Source organism: Actinomycetes bacterium, assembly GCA_024222295.1.
Classification (GTDB): Bacteria; Actinomycetota; Acidimicrobiia; order Acidimicrobiales; family Microtrichaceae; genus JAAEPF01.
In genome coordinates this window covers 278,726-303,063 of the sequence record JAAEPF010000024.1, presented here as the reverse complement: position 1 = coordinate 303,063, position 24,338 = coordinate 278,726, and the positions used below count along the sequence as shown (strand labels likewise).

Sequence of the window (24,338 nt, the reverse complement as noted above, 5' to 3'; positions counted from 1 at the left end):
GATCTGTCACTACTCGTCTCCGTTCGTCGCCCCCTGGAGTGCATTCCAGACGGTCTCCGGAGTGAGCGGCATGTCGATGTGGCGGATGCCGAGGTGCGAGACCGCGTCGATCACCGCGGACTGCACGGCTGGTGTCGCACCGATCGTGCCTGACTCACCAATGCCCTTGGCACCGAGTGGGTTCATAGGGGTCGGAGTGGCCACGTCGACGAGGTCCCAGCCGGGGACGTCCGCCGCAGAGGGCACTCCGTAGTCGGCAAGGGTAGCGGTGAGCGGGTTCCCGTCCACATCGAACCGCACAGCCTCGAACAGGGCCTGTGCCACTCCCTGAGCTATCCCGCCGTGGCGCTGGCCCTCGGCGAGCATCGGATTGAGGATCCGGCCCGCATCATCGGCCGCCACCAGACGGCGCAGGCCGACCAGGCCGGTGTCGAGGTCGACCTCCACGACCGCCACATGACAGCCGTTGGGAAACGTCAGACCCTCGGTATCGAACGAGTCGCCGACCGACAGTGCCGAGCCCGACTGCTCCGCAAGCTCGCCAACCCGAGCCCACGACACCGACCGCGCCGGTGTGCCGGCTACGTGGAACACCCCGGCCCCGCCATCGAGCAGCACATCGCCGACAGCGGCCTCCAGTTCGTCGGCCGCAAGCGCGCGTGCTGCCTCGAGCACCCGGTCCGAGGCCATCGCGACGGCCGAGCCACCCATCTGCAGCGAACGGCTCCCCATCGTGCCCATTCCCCTGGGTACGAGGTCGGTGTCGCCATGACGCACGGTGACCGCATCGATGGGTATGCCCAGGCGGTCCGAAACGATCATTGCGAGCGCCGTGTGCAGACCCTGGCCGTGTGGAGACGATCCGGTGAGCACCATTGCGCGAACACCACCCGCGACGCCGGAGTCGGCCTTGATCTCCACCTTGGCGTACTCATCGGTCACTCCCGCGCCGGTGATCTCCACGTATGTGGACACACCGATGCCCAGCGCTGTGCGCGAGCCCGATGCACGCAACGCCGCCTGTTCGTCCCTAAGGGCCTCGTAGTCGGCTGCCTCGAGTGCAAGGTCGAGCGACAGCGCGTAGTCGCCGCAGTCGTAGGTGGCTCCCGCCGGCGTTCGGTGCGGCTCGTCGAACGGTGCCAGGAGATTCCGTCGCCGGACCTCCACGGGGTCGAGGCCACACTCCGCGGCGAACAGGTCGACCGCTCGTTCGATGGTGGCCGTCGCCTCCGGCCGCCCCGCCCCGCGGTAGGCCTCGGTGGGTACGGAATTGGTGACAACCGACTCCGCCCTGCTGCGGACCCGTGCGATGTCGTAGACGCCGGAGGCCATGATCCGGGTGAAATGGGGGAGGAACGAGCCGAGCCGGGGGTAGGCACCCGAATCAGCTCGGATGTCGAGCTCGTAGGCGAGGATGCGGCCGTCGCGGGTTCCCCCGATCGCGATCTGGTGCGAGTGCCCGCGGCCCTGGGACTGTGCGGTGAGGTTCTCCGAGCGGGTCTCGACCCAGATGGCGGGCCGGGCCAGCCGGCGGGCCGCCCATCCGACGAGCACGTCCTCCGGACTCGGGTTGATCTTGGGTCCGAAGCCACCGCCGACGTCCGGGGCCGTCACCCTCACAGACTCCTTGTCGAGCCCGTGCGCCGCAGTGATCTCCGCCCTCGCGCCGTGCACATTCTGCGACGAGATCCACTGGTACAGGCGGCCATCCACGAACGCGGCGGCGCTGGCCCGCCCCTCCAGCGACACACCCGCGATGCGCTGGTTCTCGATCCGCTCACGGACAACCACGTCGCAGCCCTGCCAGAACTCGTCGTCATCGGGTGCCTGGCCGCCGTCCCCCCATCCGTCGTCCATCAGGCTGTTGCGGTTGGTGCCCGTCTCGGGAAACAGCAACGTGTCGTCCGCGAAGCCGGCATCGATCCCGACCACGGCCGGCAACGGGTCGACGTCGACCATCACCATCTCGGCAGCATCGACTCCTTGCGACGTGGTCTCGGCCACGATCATCGCCACGGGCTCGCCGACGAACCGAACGCGGTCGCTGGGCAGCCATGGCCGCGCCATCGCTTTGGGCGAACCGGCGCCACCGGGCCGCGGCAGGTTGAGGTCGATGTCATCCGCCGTGAACACCGCCACGACGCCCGGCATCGTTTCGGCCTCTGCAGTGTCAACCTCGAGCAACTCGCCATGCGCGAAGTACGAGCGCACGAACACGATCCGCAGGGCGCCCTGCAGCATCGGATCGTCGAGGTCATCGAGGAAGGTGCCGCGACCGAGCAGCAGGTCGGGATCCTCGATCCGCTTCACTCGGTTGCCGAGGATGCTCACGGTTGGCCCTCCTGCATCGCGGCCGCCAGCCGGTTGAACGGCCACGAGTTGGGCAACACGAGCCCCGCGGTGGGAGGCGGCAGGACCACGTAGGACTCCTCGCCCTCGCGCACGAGCCCGAGCTGGCCGCGCGCAATCAGTTCCAGTTCCGCGGGGTCAACGATCCGATCGAGGCGCTCCTCGAGCTGGTCGTTGTCGACCTGCAGCGCCGCGAGCTCGTCGCGGGCGCCCTCGATTTCGGCACGCTGGGACCACCATCCGCGAACGGGCGTGGCGAGGATCACCACGGCGACCGCAGCGAGCGCCAGCACGACCAGCAGGCGCTTCACCTCAGCCGGCTCCGTCCCGCGGAGCGAGCGCACTGGAGCCCGGGTACACCGCCGCCTCGCCGAGGGCCTCCTCGATGCGCAACAGCTGGTTGTACTTCGCGACCCGGTCCGACCGTGCCGGGGCACCGGTCTTGATCTGGCCACAGTTGGTGGCCACCGCCAGGTCCGCGATGGTGTCGTCCTCGGTCTCACCGGAGCGGTGCGACATGACGCTCGTGTAGGAGTTGCGGGTCGCCAGCTCGACTGCTTCCAGCGTCTCGGTGAGCGATCCGATCTGGTTGACCTTGACGAGGATCGAGTTGGCGATCCCCTCGTCGATGCCGCGGCCGAGGCGTTGCGTGTTCGTGACGAACAGGTCGTCACCGACGAGCTGCACCTTGTCACCGAGGGTGCGGGTGTGGTGCGCCCATCCCTCCCAGTCCTCCTCGGCCATTCCGTCCTCGATCGACACGATCGGGTACTTCGAGCACAGATCCGCCAGGTAGTCGGCGAACTCTGCCGGGGACAGGGACCGCCCTTCGCCGGCGAGCTCGTAGCGTCCGTCGACGAAGAACTCCGTGGAGGCGGCGTCCATCGCCAGCGCGATCTCCTCGCCCGGTGTGCGGCCGGCCTTCTCGATGGCCTCAACCAGCAGGGCCACCGCCTCCTCGTTGGAGCCGAGGTTGGGCGCGAAGCCGCCCTCGTCGCCGATCGCGGTCGCGAGGCCGCGGTCGTGCAGCACCGACTTCAGTGTGTGGTAGCACTCGGCACCCCACCGAAGGGCCTCGCTGAACGAGGCGGCACCCACGGGCATGAACATGAACTCCTGCAGGTCGACGTTGTTGTCGGCATGCTCGCCTCCGTTGATGACGTTCATCATCGGGACCGGAAGCGTGGAGGCATTGGTGCCACCCACGTAACGGAACAGCGGCAGGTCGAGTTCGCTTGCGACCGCTTTCGCCGAGGCCAGCGACACACCGAGGATCGCGTTCGCGCCGAGGCGGGCCTTGTTGTCGGTGCCGTCGAGGGTCAGCAGGATCCGGTCGAGGTCGCGCTGGTCCGCGGCGTCGAGGCCGAGCAGCGCGTCCGCGATCTCGGTGTTGACGTTGCCGACGGCGGTCTGCACGCCCTTGCCCATGTAGCGTTCGGCGTCGCCGTCGCGCAGCTCCACAGCCTCGAACGCGCCGGTGCTGGCGCCTGAGGGCACAGCTGCACGGCCCGTGGCGCCCGAGTCGAGCAGAACCTCCACTTCGACAGTCGGGTTGCCGCGCGAATCGATTATCTCGCGGCCGAGTATTCCTTCGATGATGCTCACGGCGCCGAGTCTAGGGGGCCGGCAGGGGCCTCAGAGATGCTCGCGGATCGCCTGCGCGTACGCGAGTTGGCCCGCCGGTCGCAGGTGGGTTCCGTCGGCTGCGAACCAGTCGGGATGCTCGCTGGCCAGCGTGTACCAGTCGACCAGTTCCACGTTGTCATGACGTGCGGCAGCGGCAGCCGTGCGCTCGTTGGAGATGGCCTCCCACGGCCGCTCAACCTTGGCGTTCACCAGGATGACCTTGCGGTCACCGAGCTGGCCGATCATCCACTCGATCTTGTCTTCCTGGGGCACGCCGTTGTTGCCGATCTGCACCACCGCGGTGCCGGGCATGTTGCCCGAGGTCGAGTACCAGGCGGCGGCGTTGGCGAGGTCGTCGAACTGCCGTGACACCTTTGCATCGACCCTGATGCCTGGCATCACGCTGCTCAGCGCCCCGGATGCGCCCAGCATGACCGAGTCCCCGACGGCCACGGCGTCGGTGGCCGTAGTGTTGCCATCGACCGGCAGGGTCGTGGTGGTGCTCGGCAGGGTCTCCCCCGGAGCCGGTGCAGCGGTGGGCGGCGGCACGGTCGTGGTCGTGGTGTCGATCGTGGCTCCCTCGACTGCAGCGAGCTCTTCCTCGGTGAGCCCGTCGAGTCCGATCGCCCCGGCGGCTTCCAGCTCGAGGCGTTCACGGTCGGAGCTGGTGGCCGCAGCGATCAGGCCGATGCCCACGAGCAGCACCACGGCGGCGAGCGTACCGCCCCGGATGAACCACTTCTGCTGGATGCGCGCCCGCTGCTCGGCATCGGCCGCCCGCCAACGCTCGACGCCCTTGCTGATCGACCCATTGCGGATCGGCTGCTCCACCAGGCGGAACGACAGCTCCGCAGCGATGAGCGTCAACCCGACCCGCAGGAAGAACAGCGGCCACCCGGTCAGCGGCACGTCCAGCTCGGGACGGGTGAACACGAAGATCGGCCAGTGCCACAGGTAGATCGAGTACGAGCGCACGCCGAGCCACACCAGCGGCGCTATGGCCAGCAACTTCGAGAGCCGGGCCGCAGGATGCACCAGCACCGCGATGAGCACGATGCACACGAGGTCGAGAAGCAGGAAGCCGCCGCGGTACACGAACGGGTCGAACTCGTTGACCCGGGTGAAGAACCAGGCCAGCAGCACCAGCGCCAGCACGCCGGCCACCTCCAGTGCCGGACCCGCGGCCCGCGACGGCTTCGCCCGACTGCGCCACGGTGTCCACACCACTGCCAGCACGGCGCCGAGCAACAGGCCCGACAAGCGGGTGTCGGTGCCGTAGTAGACCCTCGACGGGTCCTCGAAGGGCACATACAGCACGGCCATCCAGACGGCTGAGCCAAGGGCGATCACGATCAGCACGTTTCGGGTCGCGTTGCGGCCGTGACGCGACAGGAGCCACACGAAGAACGCCGGGAACAGGATGTAGAACTGCTCCTCCACCGCCAGGGACCACAGGTGGCGCAGCACCGGTGGGCGGCCCGCCTGCGCGAAGTAGGACTCGTCGAGGAAGATCTGCCACCAGTTGCTCACGTAGAACAGCGCTGCGAGTACGTCGCCGCCGAGGCGCCCCGCGGCGTCGCGGTAGAACAACAGCGTCACCGCCGGTACGACCAGCAGCAGCGCGTACAGTGCCGGCAGCAGCCGCCTGGCCCGCCGTGTCCAGAACCCGCGCAGCGACACCGATCCCTCGTGGTGGCGCTCCTCGATCAACAGTGCGGTGATCAGGAATCCGGACACCACAAAGAACACCTCGACACCGAGGAACCCGCCGGGAATCCACGCCAGATCCATGTGGTAGAGCAGCACCGCCGCCACCGAGATCGCGCGCAGGCCATCGAGAGACGGCTGGTAGCCCAGCTTCCCGTGGGCGCGCGAAGGGACGGTCTTGGTCACGTGAACATTGTGACCTCAGCCAGAGCCGCGCGGCCGCATATCGACACTGAAGGACTTCACAGAGCGAGCGAAGATGTTGCGCTCCACCTCGGGGGCGGAAACCACCACCGGCGGCTCGAACCGCCTCGTCATTTCCGCGAACAACATGTTGAGTTCGAGGCGGGCCAGATTGGCCCCGATGCAGAAGTGGGTGCCGAAGCCGAAGGCCACGTGTGGGTTGGGGCTTCGGGTCACATCGAAGGTGAACGGGTCGTCGAACACGGCCTCGTCGCGGTTGGCCGATGGGTACAGCAACACCACCCGGTCCCCCGCCGCCACGGGCTGCTCGCCGATGTGGTCATCTGCGACGGCCGTTCGGAAGAAGTTGTTTAGCGGGGTGACCCAGCGGATCAGCTCCTCGACCGCGGTGGTCACCACGGTGGGGTCAGACGCCATCAGTTCCCACTGGTCCGGGTGCTGGGCCAGTACGGCGAGACCGTGCGCGATCACCGTGCGGGTGGTCTCCGCACCCCCGGAGATGAACAGCCCGGTCTCGTGCACCAGGCGGTCGGCGCCGTAGAGCGGTTGGCCGTCCTGTTCGGCGTTGACCCATACCGACAACAGGTCAGCGGCCTCGTGCACCGGGCAACCCTCGCGCCTGGGAGCCTCTTCGTTGAGCAGCGCCCCGAACTCGCCGATGGCGGTGAACATGCCCATCGCCACGTCGGGATCCGTCGGAGCGGTGTCGATGCGCATGAGACGCTCCGACCAGCCCTTGATGTCGGCCCAGCGGTCCTCGGGGAACCCGAGCAGCATCGCTGTCAGTCGGCAGGGCAACTGCGCCGCAAGGCCACCGATCACATCGAAGGGCGCATCACCCGGCACGCCGTCCAGCAGCTCACCGATGGTGGATGCGAGCCACTCGCTGTGGTCACGCACGCTGCGCGGGGTGAAGCGGTCCGACACCAGGCGGCGCTGGACGAGATGTTGGGGATCGTCCTGGGCGATCATGTTGTTCTCTTCCGGCGAGCCCCAGGAGCGGTAGCCCGCGCGGGAGATGAACACGTCGCTGCGCCGCTCGACGTCATGGACGTCGGCGTGGCGGGTGACTCCCCACAGTCCGTTGGCCTCGTCACGCCACACCGGCTCGTTGGCCCGCATCCACGTGAGGGCGGGGTGTGGGTCGCCTTGCCAGAAACCGGGATCGAGCAGGTCCACCTGCATCGTCAGCCTGCTTCGCTGTGGGTGACGGGGTCCTCGCCCATCCATTCGCGAAGCGTGTTCTTGAGCTTCGTCTGCTGGATGAATATGTCGTGTTCGGGGTCACCACCATCCGCGTGCGGTGACTTCCAGTAGAAACTCAGCCACTCCTGGTTGCCGGATTCGCCGGCACGCTGGGCGAGGTCCAGGAACAGTGCGAGGTCCAACACGATGGGTGCCGCCAGGATCGAGTCGCGGCACAGGAAGTCGACCTTGATCTGCATGGGGTACCCCATCCACCCGAAGATGTCGATCGCGTCCCAGCCCTCCTTGTTGTCACCGCGGGGCGGGTAGTAGTTGATACGCACGACATGGTCGATGTTGCCGTAGAGCTCCGGGTAGACCTCGGGCTGCAGGATCGTGTCGAGCACACCCAGCTTGGAGACCTCCTTGGTCTTGAAGTTCTCCGGGTCATCCAGCACCTCGCCGTCGCGGTTGCCGAGGATGTTGGTGGAGTACCAGCCACGCATTCCGAGCATCCGGGACTTGAATCCGGGTGCAAGGATCGTCTTCATCAGGGTCTGGCCGGTCTTGAAGTCCTTGCCCGTGTAGGCAACGCCGTTTGTGGCGGCCAGCTCGGACATACAGGGCAGGTCCATCGAGAGGTTGGGCGCGCCGTTGGCGAAGGGAACTCCCGACACGAGCGCCGCGTATGCGTACAGCTGGCTGGGCGAGATGTTCTCGTCGCTGTCGCGCATGCCCTGCTCGAAAGACTCGACCGTGTCGTGCACGGCCGTCGGCTCCTGGTACGCCTCGGTGGAGCCGCACCAGACCATCACGAGTCGTTCGCAGTCGTTTTCGGCCCTGAACCGCTCGATGTCGTCGATCAGCTGGCTCGCCAGGTCGAAGTAGCTCTCGCCCGTCTTCACGCGCACGCCGTCAAGACGCTTCACCCAGCGCTGGTCGAACACAGCCGGCATGGCGGTGACGCCCTCCAGGTCAGAGGAGATCGGCGCGAGGTCGCGCTCCTCGAGCACGCCGGCGGTGCGGGCGGCCTCGAGCGCATTGGGCGAGATCGGGTCCCAGCCGCCGAACACCAGGTCGTCGAGCTCGGCCAGCGGCACGAACTCCCGGATCAGCGGGTTGCGGCCCTCCTCGCGCCTACCGAGGCGGATGTGGGCCATCTGGGTGAGCGAACCGATCGGTGCCGCAAGTCCCTTGCGGGCGGCGATGACGCCGGCATATGCGGTGGATGCAACAGCACCCATCCCCGGCGTGAGGATGCCCAGCTTGCCGGTAGCAGGTGCGATGTCGAGGGAATCTGGCATCGCAGCAGACTATTGCTCGGCGTTGCGTTCTGCCGCCTTGGCAGTCTCCCAGTCCGGATAAGAGCTACGGGCCACCAGCTTGTCGTGTATCGAACTGACCACGTCGGCCAGGTCGAACCAGCCGGTCTCTGATGCGATCGCCGCGTGGAACACCGGCTGGTACAGCAGGTCTCCCAGCTCGGAGGCCAGCTCATCTGCCCCTTCGCCGGTCTCGGTGTCATACGCACCGATGGCCTCGAGCACCTCATGCGCCTCTTCCAACAGGTACGGGCGCAGGCTCTCGTGGTCCTGGCGGGCCTTCCATGGGTCGTCTCGGCGGAGCTGTTGCACCAACGCTGCGAAGCGGTCGAGCCGGCCGCCGGCGGTGGGCGGCAGATCGGGAATCCACAGCGACGTCAGGTGGTCGGGCTCCAGCGTGCGGTCGATCTCGGCCCAGTCCACCCGCTCGATGCGCTCGTCGGGCAGCCCGAGACCCTGCAGCAGCGTGACCGTTCCCACGGGCGGCTCGGCGAGCGCGAGCTTGATGTCCGAAAGTGTCCGGCGCGACTCGCACTGGGCGACCAGCGCCGCTCCCCCGCCGCTGGGCCGGGTCGCGTCGAAACGATGTCCGTCGACGATCGCCACAGATGCTGCCACCGGATCGACCCCGAGCCGTGCCCACGCCAGGTCGAGGAACGACATCGCGGGATGAACCACCACTTCGAGCTCGTCGCCGGCAGCAGCGAGCAGCTGCTCGACGGTCGACTCGGCGACAACCGGCGACCCCGGTACCGCGTAGGTCACCCGCCCATGGAGTGCAGCCGCGGCCAGCAGGTCCTGCACGATGCCGGAGTAGACCTGTGTGAAGGTGTCGGCCTGCTCGTAGTGGTGGTCGAAGGACGCCGCCGGCTCGATGTCGTGCACCGCGGGGTGGCGAGCGGTTCGCAGGAAGCGCTGGTCTGCTTCAGCCCAGAGCGCGCGGGCATTCGACGTGAGCAGGTCAGCACCTGCCGGGCCGAGCCCTATCACATCGATGCGGGCCATGTTGTGTGTCGCTCAGGGCCGCTGGACGCGTGCCACGAGCGCCGGTGCACCGGTCTGGGACTGTGCCGCTTCGAGCGCAACACCATCGCCGTAGCGGGGGTTGACCTCGGTGCCACGCGCGATCTGCACCGCAAGGTACGACTGGGCGACTTCCGCCTCGAGCTCGGAGCGGGCCGACTCGAAGTCGACCCTCTCAACCGACTCGACCTCGTAGTAGGCCACCAAGGCCGGGCCGCCACCCTGCTCGACCTCTATCGGCCCCACGACCACACCGGCCTCGGCACCACCGATCGAGTCCACGAGCACCGGTGGCAGCTGCGCAAGGTCGACGGCGGTCGCACAGGCCTGCGACGGGTCGATCGCCACCTGGGCGTCCGTGACGGAATCCGGCACCTCGATGAGTTCGGCCCCGTCCTCGAGTACATCCGCCACCGCCTCGGCATCATCTGCGAGTGCTGCGACAAGGGTCAGGCAGGTGCGCTCCCAACGGCCGCTGTCGGCGGTCTCGCCGTACACGAAGCGAAGGTCGGCCTCGGTGGGCTCACCCAGATTGCCGCCGGTCGTGGCGACGATCCGGTCGGCCACCACGAAACGGGACAGGAAGTCCCTGGCCTCGTCGCTCAGGTCGGCGACCCCGAAGGCATAGCCCTGCTGCTGGAGGCCGGTGATGGTCTCGGTGAGCATCGTGTCGTCGGCCTCGACCGTCAGCCCGGATTCCTCCGCGGCCTGGATGAGGGCCTCGCCCTCCAGCAGGAAGTCGAGCACCGTGCGCGCCGTGGAAGCGCTCACGACACTGCTGTCCGCGGTTCCGACCTGGAAGCCGAACAGCTGCGAGAACGCCTCGTCCGCGGCGAGGGCGTCCACGGAGTCGGTACTGATGTCAGAACCGTTGAGGCTGGCGGCCACGTCGTTGGCGGCGACGCCGCACGACGACGCCACAAGGGCCATTGCTGCAACGAACAGCGCTGTGCCACGGCGCCACGAGGGGTTGGTCATGGCGCCGATGCTACGTCGCGGCCGCAGGTTCGGGCACAAGCTGCGTGATGGCCTCGGTGAGGAAGGCGGCCGGGTCCTCGCCGCGGGGGATTGGCAACTGGAGCTCGCCGATCGGCTCCTTGTAGACCGCCGCCGGATAGAGCCGCTCGAGGCGCATCTGCTTGGACTGCGCAAGCTGCACCGGCGACAGGCGTGCCACGAGTCCGCCGCCCGACAGGGCCGGCGCCTTGGTGACCGAGATGTCGGTGATGCCCGTACGGGCGCACTCCGCGCGGACCCGGGCGACGGTGAGCAGGGCGGCTGCGGGCTCCGGCATGGGGCCGAAGCGGTCCACCCAGCCCTGGGCGATCTCGTCGACCTCGAGCGGCGTGGAGACGGCGGCCAGCCGGCGGTATGCCTCCATGCGCAGGTCGTCACGCTCGATGTAGTCAGCCGGCAGGTTCGCATCCACCGGCAGCTCCACGGTGATCTCGTCGGGTTCGGGCGGGGCCTGCTCGCCGTTGAGGTCGGAAATCGCCTCGTTGACCATCTGCACGTAGAGGTCATAGCCCACCGCCGCGACATGGCCGGACTGGCCGGTGCCCAGCAGGTTGCCCGCCCCGCGGATCTCGAGGTCACGCATGGCGATGCGGAACCCGGATCCCAGCTCTGTGGTCTCCCCGATCGTCTTGAGCCGCTCGTATGCCTCCTCGCTCAGTTGTCGGTCCTGGGGAAAGAACAGGTAGGCGTAGGCACGCTGTCCGGCACGGCCGACCCTGCCGCGCAGCTGGTGCAGCTGGCCGAGCCCGAGGAGGTCCGCTCGTTCCACCACGAGGGTGTTGACCGAGGGCATGTCGATCCCGGACTCGATGATCGTGGTGCACACGAGCACGTCGTACTCGCCCTCCCAGAAGTCGACCACGACGCGCTCGAGGGTGCCCTCGTCCATCTGGCCGTGGGCGACGGCGACGCGGGCTTCGGGCACCAGCTCGCGGATCCGCGCGGCCCGGCTCTCTATGTCGCGCACGCGGTTGTGCACGTAGAACACCTGGCCCTCACGCAGGAGCTCGCGGCGTATGGCCTCCGAGACCGCCAGGTCGTCGTACTCACCCACGTAGGTGAGGATTGGCTGGCGTGCCGCCGGTGGCGTGTTGAGCAGCGAGAGGTCACGGATTCCGGTGAGGCTCATCTCGAGCGTGCGCGGGATCGGAGTGGCCGTGAGCGTGAGCACGTCGACATCCGTGCGGAGGGCCTTGATGGCCTCCTTGTGCGAAACGCCGAAGCGCTGTTCCTCGTCGACGATCAGCAGGCCCAGCTTGGGGAACTTGATGTCCTCCGAGAGCAGCCGGTGGGTGCCGATGACCACGTCCACGTCACCGTCCGCGATGCCTCCGGTGACCTTCCTCGCCTGCGCCGGGGTGAGGAACCGCGACAACACCTCGACCCGAAGCGGGAAGCCGGCGAACCTCTCCGAGAAGGTCTGGTGGTGCTGTTGGGCGAGCAGGGTCGTGGGAACCAGGATCGCCACCTGTTTGCCTGCCTGTACGGCCTTGAAGGCCGCACGGACCGCCACTTCGGTCTTGCCGAAGCCCACGTCGCCACACACGAGACGGTCCATCGGCGCCTCGGACTCCATGTCCGCCTTCACATCGGCAATGGCCTTCAGCTGGTCCGGCGTCTCCTGGAAAGGAAAGGCCGCCTCCATCTCGTGCTGCCACGGCGTGTCCTCGCCATAGGCGTGCCCCGCAGCGCTCACACGCTGCTGGTACAGGACCACGAGTTCCTGTGCGATCTCGGCCACCGCCGAGCGCACCTTGGCCTTGGTGCGCGCGAAGTCCGCACCGCCCATGCGGTTCAGCGCCGGTGTCTCGCCACCCGAGTACAGCCGGACGCTGTCGATCTGGTCCGACGGCACGTAGAGGCGGTCGTCGCCCTTGTACTCGAGCAGCAGGTAGTCCCGCTCGGCTCCCTGCATGGAGCGCTTCACCATGCCTGCGAAGCGGGCGACGCCGTGGTGGTCATGCACGACGTGGTCGCCCACGGTGAGGTCCTCGAAGAAGTGCTGTGCGTCGCGCCGGGGCGCACGCGCCGCGCGGTGCGTGCGCCGGCGGCCGGTCAGGTCGGCCTCGCAGAGCAGCGCCAGCTTCACGCCGGGAAGCACGCATCCGCGGTCAAGCGTCGAATCCACGACCTCGAGATGGAAGCCCTCTGCGCCGAGCGCCCGTGACATGCGCGCTGTGGCTCCCTCACCGTGGGCACAGACCACGACGCGGAAGCCGTCGTTGACCAGGCGGCGCAGATCCGCCAGCACCGCCTCCGCATCGCCGACCGCCGTGGGCCACCCGCGCGCATCCACGGTGGGCGTCGATGGCGAGTCGGCCACGGAGCTGATGGTCCACGCCGCTGCCTCTGTGTGCTCCAGGAGCCTTCCTGCTTCGAGGTGAAGGCGGGGACGCCCGAGGGAGTCGTCGATACCCCAGGTGCGCGACAACGAGTCGGCGAGGCTCGACTCCTCCTCGGCGATCTCGGCGGCACGATCCGCCAAACGCCGGGGATCGACCGCGATGATCAGGGCGTCATCGCCCACCAGGTCGTACAGCACGTGCTCGGCATCGGCGAGCCACGGCAGCCACGCCTCCATGCCATCGAACACCTCGCCGTCGGCCAGGCGCTGCCACTGTTCGCGTCCCCACGGGTCGGTGGACAGGAGGTGCTCGGCGCGTTCGCGGATCTCCGGGGCGGGCAACAGCTCCCGTGCCGGGAAGACGCGCACCTCCTCGACCGCGTCCGTGGCCAGCTGGTCGGCAACGGAGAACCGGGTCAGGCGCTCCACCTCGTCGCCCCACAGGTCGATGCGCACCGGGTGGTCGGCGGTAGCGGGAAACACATCCACGATCGAGCCGCGCACCGCCACCTCGCCACGGTGTTCCACCTGGTACTCACGGCGGTAGCCCGCGTTGACCAGGTCGGCCACGAGCGCGTCCGAGTCGAGCGTGTCGCCCGGCGCCAGGGGGACCGGCTCGGTGTCCTCCACATGTGGTCCGAGCCGCTGCACCAGTGCACGCGCAGGCACCACAACCACCCGCAGTGACTCGTCACGGGTACGCAGCCGCCACAGGACCTCCACGCGGCGCCCCATGGTCTCCACACCGGGCGAGACGCGCTCGAAGGGCAAGGTCTCCCACGCGGGGAACAGCTCCACCGCGTGAGCAGGCAGGAACTCGCCCAGGGCGGCGGCGAGGCGCTCCGCATCGGTGGCCAGTGGCACCGCGACCACAACCGGGCGGCGCTGCACGAGTTCGACCAGGCCGGCCAGCACAGCGCCGTGAGCGGCCTCTGGCATCACCAAGGAAGCGCCACTGCGGCCCAGGGCATCGCGCAGCGCCGGCTCGCCGGCCAGCGCCGCGAGCAGCGACGACAGCGGAGCTGTGTTGGGGGGACCGTCCTCGTCGCGCACCGCCCGAAGGTAGCGCCGGTGCCGTCCGCAGGGAACTTGGCTGCAATGCTGACCCGATGGCAGCCGCACTGGCGATCCTCGCTTCGGCCGTATTCGGCGTTGCCGACTTCCTCGGCGGCATGTCGGCACGCAGGATTCCCGCGGCCATCTCGTCGCTCGCCGCACTCGGCTGCGGGCTGGTGCTGCTGGGCGGCGCAGCGCTCGTGGTGGGTGGGTCCCCGGGCCAGGACGACCTCATGCTCGGCGCCGCCGCAGGCCTCGTCGGTGGAGCCGCCATCACGGCGTTCTACTTCGGGCTCAGTGTCGGGTCCATGAGCGTCGTGGCACCGACCTCGGCGGTCACCTCTGCCATAGTGCCGGTGGTGGCGGGCCTCGCGATGGGCGAACGGCCCGGTGTCGTGGCGTGGCTGGGTGTCGCCGTGGCGTTTCCCGCCATCGCGTTGATCGCCCGAGAGGGCACCGCTGATCCCGACGTCCAGGCATCCGAGCCCCTCGAGGAACGCACCACACCCGATGGAGCGCGGCTCGGCCTGATGGCCGGGCTGGCCGCGGGAGCCGGCTTCGGACTCTTCGTCGTGATCGTCACGCGCACATCGGAGGACTCGGGGCTCTGGCCACTCGTCGCCTCGCGTGCAGCTTCGGTGTTGCTCGTCGGGGTTGTCGCCGCCCTGACCGCCGTGTGGACCGCCGAGGTCCGGGCTTCCCCGACGCTGCGAACCGGGCTGCTGCTCGCCATGGCCGCCGGAGTGCTCGACGGCGGCTCAAACATCCTGGTGCTCGAGGCCGGCAGGCGTGGCCTGATCGTGGTGGTCGGCGTGATCCTCGCGCTCTACCCGGCGTCGACCATCCTGTTGGCACGCGGCGTGCTGGGCGAACGCCTGCAGCGTCACCAAGTGGGGGGCCTCGCCATGGCAGTGCTCGCGGTCGTGCTGATCGCCGTCTAGCTGCGAGCGTTGAACTGCGCCATGGCGGCGTCGATTCCGTCAGTGGCAATCGTTTCGACGGCATCAGCGGCACGTTCCACGGACCCGACCAGCACTTCGCGCTCGGATCCGGACACCCGCGACAGCACCCAGTTCGCGCCGTGCTCCGCCCCGCCCGGGGGCTTGCCGACGCCGATGCGCACGCGCGCGAAGTCGCGGGTCGAGAGGTGCCTGTCGATGTCGCGAAGGCCGTTGTGGCCGGCCAGGCCGCCACCGACCTTGCATCTGACGACGCCCGGTTCGAGGTCCAGCTCGTCATGCACGATCACAAGACGGTTCCAGTCATCAGGCTCGTGGCGCCGCACCAGTGACGACACGGCGAGACCCGACTCGTTCATCCACGTCATGGGAACTGCGAGGCGGACCCTGACATCGCCGATACGCACGTCGCCGACCGACGCAGAAACCTTGGTGTCGTCGCGCAAGCGCTCGCCGCCCCGCGCTGCAATCAGCGCGACCGTGTCGGAGCCGACGTTGTGGCGGGTCCCGGCGTAACGACTGCCCGGGTTGCCGAGGCCGACGACCATCAGGTCGCCGAGCCCACTCACTCGTCGCCGCCGCCCGACGCGGAGTCATCGCCGCCTTCGGAGGCCTCTGCGCCTTCAGCACCTTCAGCGCCCTCTTCACCCTCTTCGCCTTCCTCACCTTCGGCAGGCTCCTCTTCGACGAGGGCCGCACGTGTGATCTCGGCGGAAACGATGACCTGGTCCTCGGGGGTGACGATGTCGACCTCGGCGGGCAGGTCGAGGTCCGCCACCGTGATGGTCTTGTCCATCGTCATGTCCGAGATGTCGACGACGATGTCCTCCGGGATGTCGGTGGGCTTCACGCTCACCAACAGGGAGGTGAGACGCAGCTCGGCGATGCCCTCCTCGGCAGTGACCAGGCTGGCCTCGCCGGTGGTGTGGATGGGCACGTCGACCTCGATGCGGGCGTCGGGATCCACACGCAGGAAGTCCACGTGGGTCACCTCACGACGCACGGGGTGGCGCTGGACGTCCTTGACGACCGCCATCTCGACGCTTCCGTCCAGATCCAGGTCGAGCAGGGCGTTGAGCCCTGCATCGGTGGTCAGCGCCAGGCGCAGGTCGCGACGGTCGACGGCAACGGGCAGCGGTTCGCTGCCCAGGCCGTAGACGACTCCGGGGACCTTCTCGTCGGCACGAAGGCGGCGCGCGGAACGCGAACCGTGGGGACGGCCGGTTTGGACTGTGAGCTTCACGTCAGCCATGGGGGAACTCCAAGTATCGAACTGAGCGAGTGTACGGGGCAGGCGCCCCGACGAGAAAGTCAGCTCTGGTTGTGGCCGCCGAAGATGCTCGACACAGATGTGTCCTCGAACACCGCGTCGATCGCATCGGCGATGATGCCCGCCGCCGAGAGCACCTCGATCTTGTCGATGCGCTTCTCCGGGGGCAGGGGCAAGGTATTCGTGATCACGACCTTGTCGAGTTTGGCGTTCTTCAGCCGGTCGATCGCCGGGCCGGAGAAGACTCCATGGGTGGCAGCACAGCACACCGAGGCGGCACCACGGTCTGTGAGCTGTTCGGCGGCGGCAACGATCGTGCCCGCAGTGTCGATCATGTCGTCGATCAGCACGCATGGGCGGCCTTCGACCTCACCGACCACTTCCTTTGCCTCGACGCTGTTCTTCGCACCGCGCACGCGGCGCTTGTGCACGATCGCGAGGTCTGCACCCAGCTGGTTGGCGTAGCGCTCGGCGACCTTCACACGCCCGGCATCGGGTGACACGACCACGAGGTCGTCGCCCAGGTTCTCTGCCATCCAGTCGATCAGGATCGGCATCGCGGTCAGGTGGTCCACCGGGCCGTCGAAGAAGCCCTGGATCTGCCCGGAATGCAGGTCGACCGAGATGATCCGCTTGGCGCCGGCCGCCTCGAACAGGTCGGCGGTGAGTTTGGCCGTTATGGACTCGCGGCCCTCGGCCTTGCGGTCCTGTCGGGCGTAGCCGTAGTGGGGCGCCACAACACTGATCCGCTTGGCGCTCGCTCGCTTGGCGGCATCGACCATGATCAGCTGCTCCATGATCGCGTCGTTGACCGACAGGTCACCCGAGGAGCAGTGGCTCTGGAAGATGAACACATCGCAGCCACGGATCGAGTTGCCGTAGCGGCAGTGCAGCTCGCCGTTGGCGAACTCCGCGATCTCGACCGGGTCGAGCTCGGTGCCCAGCGCCGCGGCCACCTCCTCGGCGAGGCCATGGTTGGCCCGTCCGGCCACCAGTACGAGACGCTTCTTGGTCACGAGCTCCATCAGCCCGGAGTGTAGAAGGCTCCCGTGGTTGTGTCAGATGGCATATCGGTTCCCGGGCCGAGGTGCGCGAACGGACCCACCTGGCAGCGGTCGCCGATACGGGCACCGTCGGTGACCACCTGGGACAGCACGCAGTCGTCGCCCACCTCGGTGTCGACCAGCCGACAGCCCGGACCCACCTCGGTTCCGTCACCGACCTTCGTGTCGCCCTGCAGGATGACGCCCGGAAACAGCGTCACGTCGCGGCCCAGCTCGACCGTCGTGTCGACGTAGGTGGCGCCCGGGTCGACCATGGTGACGCCTTCGGCAAGCAGTGCCTCGTTGGTGCGCCTGCGCAGCTCACCCTCGGCCTGGGCCAGCTGGAGGCGGTCGTTGACACCCTGCGTCTCGCTCGGGTCGCCCGAGACGAGTGCCTCCACGCGGTGGCCTGCGCCCACGAGCACCGACACCACGTCGGTCAGGTAGTACTCCCCCTGGGAGTTGTCGGGTTCGATGCGGCGCAGCGCCGGCGCCAGCAGGCTGCGGCGGAAGCAGTAGATGCTGGTGTTGACCTCGTCGATGGCTCGCTCCACCTCGGTGGCGTCACGGTGCTCCACCACCCTCTCCACGCGGCCGTCGTCGACACGCACCACACGGCCGTAGCCGGTCGGGTCGTCCACGATCGCGGTCAGCATGGTGGCAGCGGCGCCGGTCTCGCGGTGGTGCTGCACGAGCGAGGCCATCGTCTCGCGGCGTAGCAGGGGCGTGTCGCCGGGCAGAACGAGCACGTCGCCCTCGTCGTCGTCTTCCTCGAGGCCCACGAGGCCGACCATCGTGGCGTCGCCAGTGCCGCGCTGCACTCGTTGCTCGACGAACTCGAGGCGGAGGCTGTGCAGCCCTTCCTGCATCTTCTTGGTAACCCATTCGCCCTTGTGCCCGACGACGATCACCGCGTGCGACACGTCGATGCCTCCGAGCGAACCGAGTACGTAGCTCAGCATGGGGCTTCCACACAGCCGGTGCAGGGGCTTGGGCCGCTCCGAACGCATGCGACTGCCCTGCCCCGCGGCAAGCACGATCGCAGACTGCTGTGATCCCTGGGAATGGTCGGTCATGCTCTCGGGGCAGGGCTCGAACCTGCAACCTCCTGATCCAAAGTCAGGCGTTCTGCCAGTTGAACTACCCGAGATCGTGTCCCGGAGGCAGCATAAAGAAGTTGTGCTTCTGGTGTGCGCCCTCCACATGGGACACCAGGCGGTCGCCCTCCAGCACGCAGACCGAGTAGTCGAGGTCCTCGAAGAACTCGAGGCACGCCGGGCGATTGTCGCCCTGGCCCAGCTCGGTGTAGACGAGCGGGCGCCACCGCTCGATCAGCTTGCGACCGCCCAGGAACACGTACTGCTCGAAGTCCTCGACGTCGATCTTGATGCCCGCCACCGGCACCCCGGAGAGGAAGTCGAGGTCGTCCAGGCGGCGCTCGGGGACCTTGCGGTGCTGACCGTCCGGCGCATCGCCGCCGGCGGGCACCACCCGGGAGAGCCCCTGCATCCGAACCGACCCCATCACCGGCATGACCATCTCGAGGTCGCCGTCGGCGTCACCCAGCGCCATCTGGTGCAACGTCACGTTGCTCAGCCCGTAGTGTCTGACCACACGCTCGAGCGCGGCGTAGTTCTCCGGCATCGGTTCGAAGGAATGCACGTGGCCACTCGACACCTGGCGTGCGAGGTGCACGGTCATCACGCCGATGTTGGCGCCGATGTCGAGCACCATCGCGTCACGGGGCAGCATGCGTGCGAAGTGCAGCACGTCGGCTTCGAAGATGTCGCGGTGAAGTGTGCGAACCTTGTAGCGGGCAAACAGGTACAGGTACCGGTCAAAGCCGAGGGCGCGCTGCAGCATGTGCTGAAGCTTGCGCTTCACAGGCTGTGGGTCCCCGCCGCTCATGACGCGATGATGCCCGATAGACGCTCGCCGACCGCATTCCAGGCGAATCTGGCCTGCACCATCTTCAGGCCTGCCTCGGCGACGGCATCGCGGCGATCGGCCGACTCCAGCAGCTCCAGCGCCGAGTCGGCGAATTCCTGCGCGGTCGAGGCAGTGACCAGCTCATGGCCCGGCTCTGCGCCGATCGCATTGTTGACCAGGTCGGTGGTAACCACGGGCACACCCATGGCCATTGCCTCGAGGACCTTGTTCTGCTGGCCCGACCCGATGAACAACGGCGCCACCATCACCGAGGCGCGCCGGTATCCCTCGCGGATGTCCTGCATCCATCCACTCACCTCGACGTGTGGGCCGGCGAGCCCACGCACACTGCGCGATGGCCGGGCCCCAGCCAGCAGCAGGCGCGAGCCCGGCCGCTGGCGGCGCACCAGAGGCATGATCTCCTCGGCCAGCATCCGGGCCGCCCGGACGTTCGGGGGGTATCCCATGTTGCCCACGAAGGCGATGTCGACCGGATCGGCCGGCGGTTCGCCACCTGGTGCGAAGAAGGACGTGTCGACGCCGTTGGGCAACACATCGACCGCGTCGCGATCCGGCACCTCGAGGGAGAGCCGGTCCTGTTCCGAGATCACCACGCGGCGTTCGAACGCCTCGAACGCGGCTGCTTCCGCCGCGGCGATCCTGGTCGACTCGTACTCGAACGCGTGACGCGCACCCGGGGGCTGTCCGGCGGCCCGGCGCTTCATGGCGGCCGCGAACGCGTCCTGGTAGTCGATGACCGCCGGCACGCCCGTACCCTCGACGGCCCACGCTGTTCGAATCAGCTGGCAGTAGAGGCGATCGGGCGACTCCGCCTCGATGAGGCGCCGCACCTCGGTCTCCACACCGGTGGAGCGGAAGTAGGCAACCTGCACCGGCATCCGCAACGCGGCGCGCGCTCCGGCGAATGCCGTCGTTGCCCTCGAACGCTGCACGACGTGCGTGCGCACTCCGGCACCGCTGAGCACATCGAGGTGCTCGGCGGGCACAGGTCCCTCCGACAGGGCGATCAGTGCGACGTCGTGGTGCCTGGCCAGCTCCCGGAGTTGGTGCTGCGCCCGCAGTTTGTCGCCGCGTTCCATCGGATGCGGAAAGCGGGACGTGACGGCGACAATCTTCACTCCGCAGACGCTACTGCCGGGGCTGGTCAGCGACGCTTCCCGAACAGGGTCGGGAAGGTGCGCAGCGCTATCACGAGGTCACGCCACATCGACCAGTTCTCGATATAGCGGTTGTCGAGGCGCACGCGTCGCTCGATGCTCGTGTCACCCCAGTACCCGTTGACCTGGGCCCACCCGGTGATGCCGACCGGCACGCGGTGGCGGTGCTCGTAGCCGTTGATCTCACCGGAGAACTGCTCCACGAAGTGCGGACGCTCCGGCCGGGGGCCGACCAGCGACATGTCACCCTTGAGCACGTTGAGCAGCTGTGGCAGCTCGTCGAGGTGCGACGGGCGCAGGAACTTGCCGATGGCTGTGACCCGGTCGTCCTCGTCCACCGACCACTGGGAGTCGGAGTCGTCGTTGACCTTCATGGTGCGGAACTTCAGGATCTCGAACGGTCGGCCACCGATGCCGACTCGGACCTGGCGGAAGAACACCGGCCCACGCGAGGTGAGCTTCACTCCGAGCGCACAGGCTGCGAACACGGGAGTGGTGAGCACGAAGAGGATCAAGGCGGCAGCGATGTCGAAGGCCCGCTTGGCCCTCCAGGACCTGGCGCTGTTGCCGGGGCAGGACACCTTCACCAGCGGAAGCCCATCGATCTCGTGACCGACCTCTCCGGCGCACACACCGAGCTCGAACAGGCGGGGCACCACGTAGAACTGCACGTCGACGTCGTGGCAGCGACGCACGATCGCGACTAGCTCCTCCTCGGCGGCACCACCGAAGGCGATGACCACGTTTCGAACACCGGTTGCAGCGAGGATCGCATGCAGGTCCTCGGGGCGGCCGACCAGCGGCAGGGTCGAGTCGGACTCGAAGCGGTCCACGAAGCCACACGGAACCAGCCCGGTGTCGGGGTTGTCCTCGATCGCATTGGCGATCTCGACGCCCGTGGGGCCGGAGCCGAGAACGAGCGTGTCCTCGACGTCGTAGCCACGGCGTCGAGCCAGCGTCGAAAGGCGGTAGCTGATGATCCGCCCGAGCAGGATCAGGGGGATGGTGAGCACGACGATCTGGATGATCGCCACGATGTCGACCATCCGGTTGACCGTGGCGCCCTCGCCGAGTCGAACGACGGCCAGCAGGGCCCAGGTCATGACGGGGGCCAGACCCACGCGGGCGACCACCGAGATGAGGCCCTCGCTCGGGCTGATCAGATGGCGGCCCCTGCGGTGTGTTGGCCAGAGCATGGCTGTGACCACGATGACGAACAGCAGCACCACGCCACGCGAAACGACGGCGTCGCGCACGAAGCTGGAGAGCAGGAGCGGGACTCCGACCGCAGCCGCATCGAGTACATGGCCGAGGTCCTTGACCAGTCGGCCTACGGCGCGCCGCTCGCGCTGTGGAATCGTCCTCTGTGGGTCAGCCAGGAGAGGCGAGCCCCTGTGTCTCGCATTCGCCTCGCGCAGGTCCACCACCTGCTGATCCCCCACTACCGGTTCGCCAAATGGCGCCCCGTCCGCCTCGGTAATCTTCAGCATCTCGCCCCTACCAGCCACCCGTCGGTCCAGCCGGGACCGATCTCGGTATGAGCTATGTAACTCTGTGACGGGTGCCACCGTCAAGGGCGACGGAGTGGGCTATTCATCCCGGGGGCGGCCAGACTGGCTGCGCATGCGACTGCAACGGCTCGATCGACTAGGCGACCTCGGCGCGCAATGGGACCGGATTGCGGCCCGTGGGGCCCTTCCGTCGCCATTCCTGCGCTCCTGGTGGGTCGACAACGCCGCAGGTGCTGAACCCGCCATCCTCGTCTGCCTGGATGAGGACGGCGCCCTCGTCGGGGGTGCTGCCTTCGAAATCGACACCATCGGGCGCGGTCCGCTGCGGGTCGAGCGAGTGCGCTGCCTCGGCCAGGGTCCGCTGGCCCCCGACCACCTGGACGTGGTGGCACTGGCGGTGCACCGCCGCGAGGTGCTCGGCGCCGTCGGGCGCTGGCTCCGTGACGGCGACCGGGTGATCGACCTCGACGGGCTGAGCGAGCACTGCGAGCTGCCGTTCCTTCTCGATGCCGAGGTGATCGAGCGCGTGCCGGCACCATGGGTGGCCCTCGAGGAGGAGGACCCCGTCGCGAGGTTGCCGGGACGCATGCGCAGCAACATCAAGCGCGGCGCCAAACGTCTCGCCAAGGCCGGCTTCGAGGTGCGCAAGGTGCCATCCCGGGAGGCCGACCGCGCACTGGACGCGCTGTTCGACCTGCACGACAGCCGCTGGGAGGATGAGTCGGGCTTCTCGGCCGGGTGGGAGCGTTTCCGGGCCACGGCACGAGCCGGCATGCTCGCCGACGAGGTGGTGGTGCACGAGCTCACCGACGGCGACCGGGTGATCGCGTCCGAGCTCGAGATGATCGCCGACGACCGCGCGGCGTTCTACCAGGCCGGCCGTCTGACCGACCACGACTTCAGGGGCAGTGGGTCGGTACTGAAGGCCGAGGTCCTGCGCTGGGCCCGCTCGAGCGGCATGATCGAGCTCGACCTGCTGCGCGGCGCCGAGTCCTACAAGGACGATTGGGCGACTGCGCAGCGCAGCGTCGTGAGGGCCCGCACCGGGGTGGGGCCGAGGGGAACCGCGGCTGCCGCCGCGGCCAACACCTGGAAGCGACAGGCGCCGCAGCTGGACGCCCTCCGCTCGAAGCTCAGGCGCCCTTGATCTTTGCGAGGATATCTCGCAGCTCCGCCCTCGAAGCCGGTGACAGCGCAAGCGCCACCAGTGCGCCCACGGCGGCCGCGCCGACCACCATCAGCCCGGACACGAAGCCCCCGGGGGTGAGGAGTCGCACGGGCAGGCCGAACAGCAACATTCCCGCGGTCACGGCCACTCCCGGCCACAGCGCGGCGACACACGCCAGCAGCGATGCGCCGATGATGCGGTTCACGATCAGCTGGCGAATCGTCACGAAGACTGCCTGCGTGCCCAGGTGTACGAGGGCGACCCCGACGATTCCATGGCTCCCGGCAACGATCCACATGGCGGCAAGCATGAGCGGCACCATCACCGCGTTCAGGCGCATCAGCAGCCCGGGGCGGTTGGTCGCGTAGAGCAGGTCGCCGGTCGCGAAACCCAGCCCGGTGATGCACCCGGTGATCGAGATGACCTGCATCACGGTCACCGCGTCGGTTCCCTGCGTGCCGAACATCACGGTGATCGCGTCACGTGCCGCGAGGGCCATGACCACACCGACGGGGATCGAGAACAGCCCGACGATGCGAAGTGCCTTGTACATGGCGTCGCGCAGGGCATCGGTGCCCTTCGAGCGGATGCGCGAGTACATGGGGAACAGCACCGCGGACATCGCGTTGAGCTGGCCGCCCATCACGACCTCGGGCAGCCGGAACGCCTGGTAATACAGGGAGAGCTCCATGGTGCTTGTGCGGTTGCCAACCACGAAGTAGTCGCCGTTGAGCGCGAGCAGGCCGAGGAACCTGTTGCCCGCCATCTTCCAGGCGTAGCTGAACAGGTCGCGCACGATGTCGCCGTCCCACGCGAACCGTGCCCTGAACCGGGTCAGCGCCCACGTGCCCACGGTCCAGATCACCTTGGAGGCGATGAAGCCCCACACGACGCCCCAGATGCCCATGCCGCCGTAGACGAGCACGAGTGTGACAACGAGTCGGGAGCCGTCGCGTGCGATCTCGGTATAGGCGCGGGGCCGGTAAGCCATGCCGCGCATGAACAGCGCCCACGGCACTGTGTTGAGCCCGGAGATCATGATCAGCGGTCCGAGCATCCGGAACGCCGACACGTACTCCTCGAGGTTGAACAGCACCGCGATCAACGGCGCGGCGAGGACCGCCAGTGCAGCGAGTACCAGCGAGAAGGCCACGTTGGCGCTGAAGGCCACGTCGACCCGTCGCGTCTGGCCTTCCTCCTGCTCGTATACGAGGGCGGCGCCCATGCCGAGGTCGAGGGCCGTGTCGGCGTAGAGCATCACGACAGTCAGCGCGACCATCGCCGCGTAGTCGCCATCGGACAGTTGGCGCACCAGCAAAGACGCCAGGACAAGCGCCGCGCCGAAGCGGCTCAACAGCCCGACGTTGGCCCAAAGGAATCCGCGGGTGGCGGTGGTGCCCAGACTCTGGGCATCGCCGTTCACGCGCGCCTCGTCATTCACGCAGGG

Annotated in this window: 19 protein-coding genes and 1 tRNA gene; 2 read left to right on the top strand and 18 right to left on the bottom strand. The window is 68.1% G+C overall.

What is annotated here, in order from left to right; translation table 11 throughout:
- Positions 1-9: 9 nt before the first annotated feature.
- From GY812_09250 to mfd, 9 genes are read right to left on the bottom strand one after another with little or no spacing between them, the layout of a single operon-like run.
- Positions 10-2,331, bottom strand: a complete 2,322-nt coding sequence (locus tag GY812_09250; protein MCP4435664.1) for a xanthine dehydrogenase family protein molybdopterin-binding subunit — start codon at positions 2,329-2,331, stop codon at positions 10-12.
- On the bottom strand, positions 2,328-2,660 hold the full coding sequence (locus GY812_09245) for a septum formation initiator family protein (GenBank protein MCP4435663.1): 333 nt from the start codon (positions 2,658-2,660) through the stop codon (positions 2,328-2,330). The genes GY812_09250 and GY812_09245 overlap by 4 nt, the downstream gene beginning before the upstream one ends.
- A 1-nt stretch (position 2,661) precedes the next feature.
- Complete coding sequence (eno, locus tag GY812_09240; GenBank protein ID MCP4435662.1) at positions 2,662-3,954, bottom strand: phosphopyruvate hydratase; 1,293 nt, start codon at positions 3,952-3,954, stop codon at positions 2,662-2,664.
- 30 nt (positions 3,955-3,984) lie between these two features.
- On the bottom strand, positions 3,985-5,868 hold the full coding sequence (locus tag GY812_09235) for an acyltransferase (GenBank protein MCP4435661.1): 1,884 nt from the start codon (positions 5,866-5,868) through the stop codon (positions 3,985-3,987).
- A gap of 15 nt (positions 5,869-5,883) precedes the next feature.
- Positions 5,884-7,071 (bottom strand): cytochrome P450, encoded by a 1,188-nt coding sequence (locus GY812_09230; GenBank protein ID MCP4435660.1) that lies wholly within the window; start codon positions 7,069-7,071, stop codon positions 5,884-5,886.
- Positions 7,072-7,073: 2 nt separating this feature from the next.
- Positions 7,074-8,375 (bottom strand): inositol-3-phosphate synthase, encoded by a 1,302-nt coding sequence (locus GY812_09225; protein ID MCP4435659.1) that lies wholly within the window; start codon positions 8,373-8,375, stop codon positions 7,074-7,076.
- A 9-nt stretch (positions 8,376-8,384) separates the two neighbouring features.
- The gene (locus GY812_09220) at positions 8,385-9,398 is read right to left on the bottom strand and encodes a hypothetical protein (protein MCP4435658.1); all 1,014 of its coding nucleotides are present in this window, start codon (positions 9,396-9,398) and stop codon (positions 8,385-8,387) included.
- Positions 9,399-9,410: 12 nt separating this feature from the next.
- A complete protein-coding gene (locus GY812_09215; GenBank protein ID MCP4435657.1) occupies positions 9,411-10,394 on the bottom strand; it encodes a hypothetical protein in 984 nt (327 codons plus the stop codon).
- Positions 10,395-10,404: 10 nt separating this feature from the next.
- Positions 10,405-13,716: a transcription-repair coupling factor gene (gene mfd, locus GY812_09210; protein MCP4435656.1), complete on the bottom strand. Its 3,312-nt coding sequence runs from the start codon at positions 13,714-13,716 to the stop codon at positions 10,405-10,407.
- A 170-nt stretch (positions 13,717-13,886) separates the two neighbouring features.
- Between mfd and GY812_09205 the strand changes: the two genes are divergently transcribed.
- On the top strand, positions 13,887-14,774 hold the full coding sequence (locus GY812_09205) for an EamA family transporter (protein MCP4435655.1): 888 nt from the start codon (positions 13,887-13,889) through the stop codon (positions 14,772-14,774).
- Here GY812_09205 and GY812_09200 read toward each other — a convergent pair.
- The 8 genes from GY812_09200 to GY812_09165 all read right to left on the bottom strand — a co-directional run bounded on the left by GY812_09200 (position 14,771) and on the right by GY812_09165 (position 21,702).
- Positions 14,771-15,340 (bottom strand): aminoacyl-tRNA hydrolase, encoded by a 570-nt coding sequence (locus tag GY812_09200; protein MCP4435654.1) that lies wholly within the window; start codon positions 15,338-15,340, stop codon positions 14,771-14,773. The genes GY812_09205 and GY812_09200 overlap by 4 nt on opposite strands.
- Positions 15,341-15,357: 17 nt before the next feature.
- Positions 15,358-16,044 carry a 50S ribosomal protein L25 gene (locus GY812_09195; GenBank protein ID MCP4435653.1) on the bottom strand — a complete coding sequence of 229 codons (687 nt, stop codon included), beginning with the start codon at positions 16,042-16,044 and terminating at the stop codon, positions 15,358-15,360.
- A 59-nt stretch (positions 16,045-16,103) separates the two neighbouring features.
- The gene (locus tag GY812_09190) at positions 16,104-17,087 is read right to left on the bottom strand and encodes a ribose-phosphate diphosphokinase (GenBank protein ID MCP4435652.1); all 984 of its coding nucleotides are present in this window, start codon (positions 17,085-17,087) and stop codon (positions 16,104-16,106) included.
- Positions 17,087-18,181 carry an NTP transferase domain-containing protein gene (locus GY812_09185; GenBank protein MCP4435651.1) on the bottom strand — a complete coding sequence of 365 codons (1,095 nt, stop codon included), beginning with the start codon at positions 18,179-18,181 and terminating at the stop codon, positions 17,087-17,089. The genes GY812_09190 and GY812_09185 overlap by 1 nt, the downstream gene beginning before the upstream one ends.
- Before the next feature lies 1 nt (position 18,182).
- Positions 18,183-18,255: transfer RNA gene (locus GY812_09180), tRNA-Gln, on the bottom strand.
- Positions 18,246-19,013 carry an FkbM family methyltransferase gene (locus tag GY812_09175; GenBank protein MCP4435650.1) on the bottom strand — a complete coding sequence of 256 codons (768 nt, stop codon included), beginning with the start codon at positions 19,011-19,013 and terminating at the stop codon, positions 18,246-18,248. The genes GY812_09180 and GY812_09175 overlap by 10 nt, the downstream gene beginning before the upstream one ends.
- On the bottom strand, positions 19,010-20,173 hold the full coding sequence (locus GY812_09170) for a glycosyltransferase (protein ID MCP4435649.1): 1,164 nt from the start codon (positions 20,171-20,173) through the stop codon (positions 19,010-19,012). Before GY812_09170 ends, GY812_09175 begins: the two co-directional genes overlap by 4 nt.
- A gap of 26 nt (positions 20,174-20,199) precedes the next feature.
- Positions 20,200-21,702, bottom strand: coding sequence for a sugar transferase (locus GY812_09165; GenBank protein MCP4435648.1), 1,503 nt, complete (start codon positions 21,700-21,702; stop codon positions 20,200-20,202).
- 133 nt (positions 21,703-21,835) lie between these two features.
- On the opposite strand from GY812_09165, the gene GY812_09160 reads away from it, so the two are divergent.
- On the top strand, positions 21,836-22,870 hold the full coding sequence (locus GY812_09160) for a GNAT family N-acetyltransferase (protein ID MCP4435647.1): 1,035 nt from the start codon (positions 21,836-21,838) through the stop codon (positions 22,868-22,870).
- On the opposite strand, the gene GY812_09155 is transcribed toward GY812_09160, so the two are convergent.
- Positions 22,857-24,332, bottom strand: a complete 1,476-nt coding sequence (locus GY812_09155; GenBank protein ID MCP4435646.1) for an oligosaccharide flippase family protein — start codon at positions 24,330-24,332, stop codon at positions 22,857-22,859. The two genes, GY812_09160 and GY812_09155, sit on opposite strands and share 14 nt — an antisense overlap.
- Positions 24,333-24,338 lie beyond the last annotated feature (6 nt).

Excerpts from the sequence above, each read along its gene's own strand:
- GY812_09230 (MCP4435660.1), bottom strand. The coding sequence starts at position 7,071 with ATGCAGGTGGACCTGCTCGATCCCGGTTTCTGGCAAGGCGACCCACAC.
- GY812_09225 (MCP4435659.1), bottom strand. The coding sequence starts at position 8,375 with ATGCCAGATTCCCTCGACATCGCACCTGCTACCGGCAAGCTGGGCATC.
- GY812_09220 (MCP4435658.1), bottom strand. The coding sequence starts at position 9,398 with ATGGCCCGCATCGATGTGATAGGGCTCGGCCCGGCAGGTGCTGACCTG.
- GY812_09215 (MCP4435657.1), bottom strand. The coding sequence starts at position 10,394 with ATGACCAACCCCTCGTGGCGCCGTGGCACAGCGCTGTTCGTTGCAGCA.
- mfd (MCP4435656.1), bottom strand. The coding sequence starts at position 13,716 with ATGCCAGAGGCCGCTCACGGCGCTGTGCTGGCCGGCCTGGTCGAACTC.
- GY812_09205 (MCP4435655.1), top strand. The coding sequence starts at position 13,887 with ATGGCAGCCGCACTGGCGATCCTCGCTTCGGCCGTATTCGGCGTTGCC.
- GY812_09200 (MCP4435654.1), bottom strand. The coding sequence starts at position 15,340 with ATGGTCGTCGGCCTCGGCAACCCGGGCAGTCGTTACGCCGGGACCCGC.
- GY812_09195 (MCP4435653.1), bottom strand. The coding sequence starts at position 16,044 with ATGGCTGACGTGAAGCTCACAGTCCAAACCGGCCGTCCCCACGGTTCG.
- GY812_09190 (MCP4435652.1), bottom strand. The coding sequence starts at position 17,087 with ATGGAGCTCGTGACCAAGAAGCGTCTCGTACTGGTGGCCGGACGGGCC.
- GY812_09185 (MCP4435651.1), bottom strand. The coding sequence starts at position 18,181 with ATGACCGACCATTCCCAGGGATCACAGCAGTCTGCGATCGTGCTTGCC.
- GY812_09175 (MCP4435650.1), bottom strand. The coding sequence starts at position 19,013 with ATGAGCGGCGGGGACCCACAGCCTGTGAAGCGCAAGCTTCAGCACATG.
- GY812_09165 (MCP4435648.1), bottom strand. The coding sequence starts at position 21,702 with ATGCTGAAGATTACCGAGGCGGACGGGGCGCCATTTGGCGAACCGGTA.
- GY812_09160 (MCP4435647.1), top strand. The coding sequence starts at position 21,836 with ATGCGACTGCAACGGCTCGATCGACTAGGCGACCTCGGCGCGCAATGG.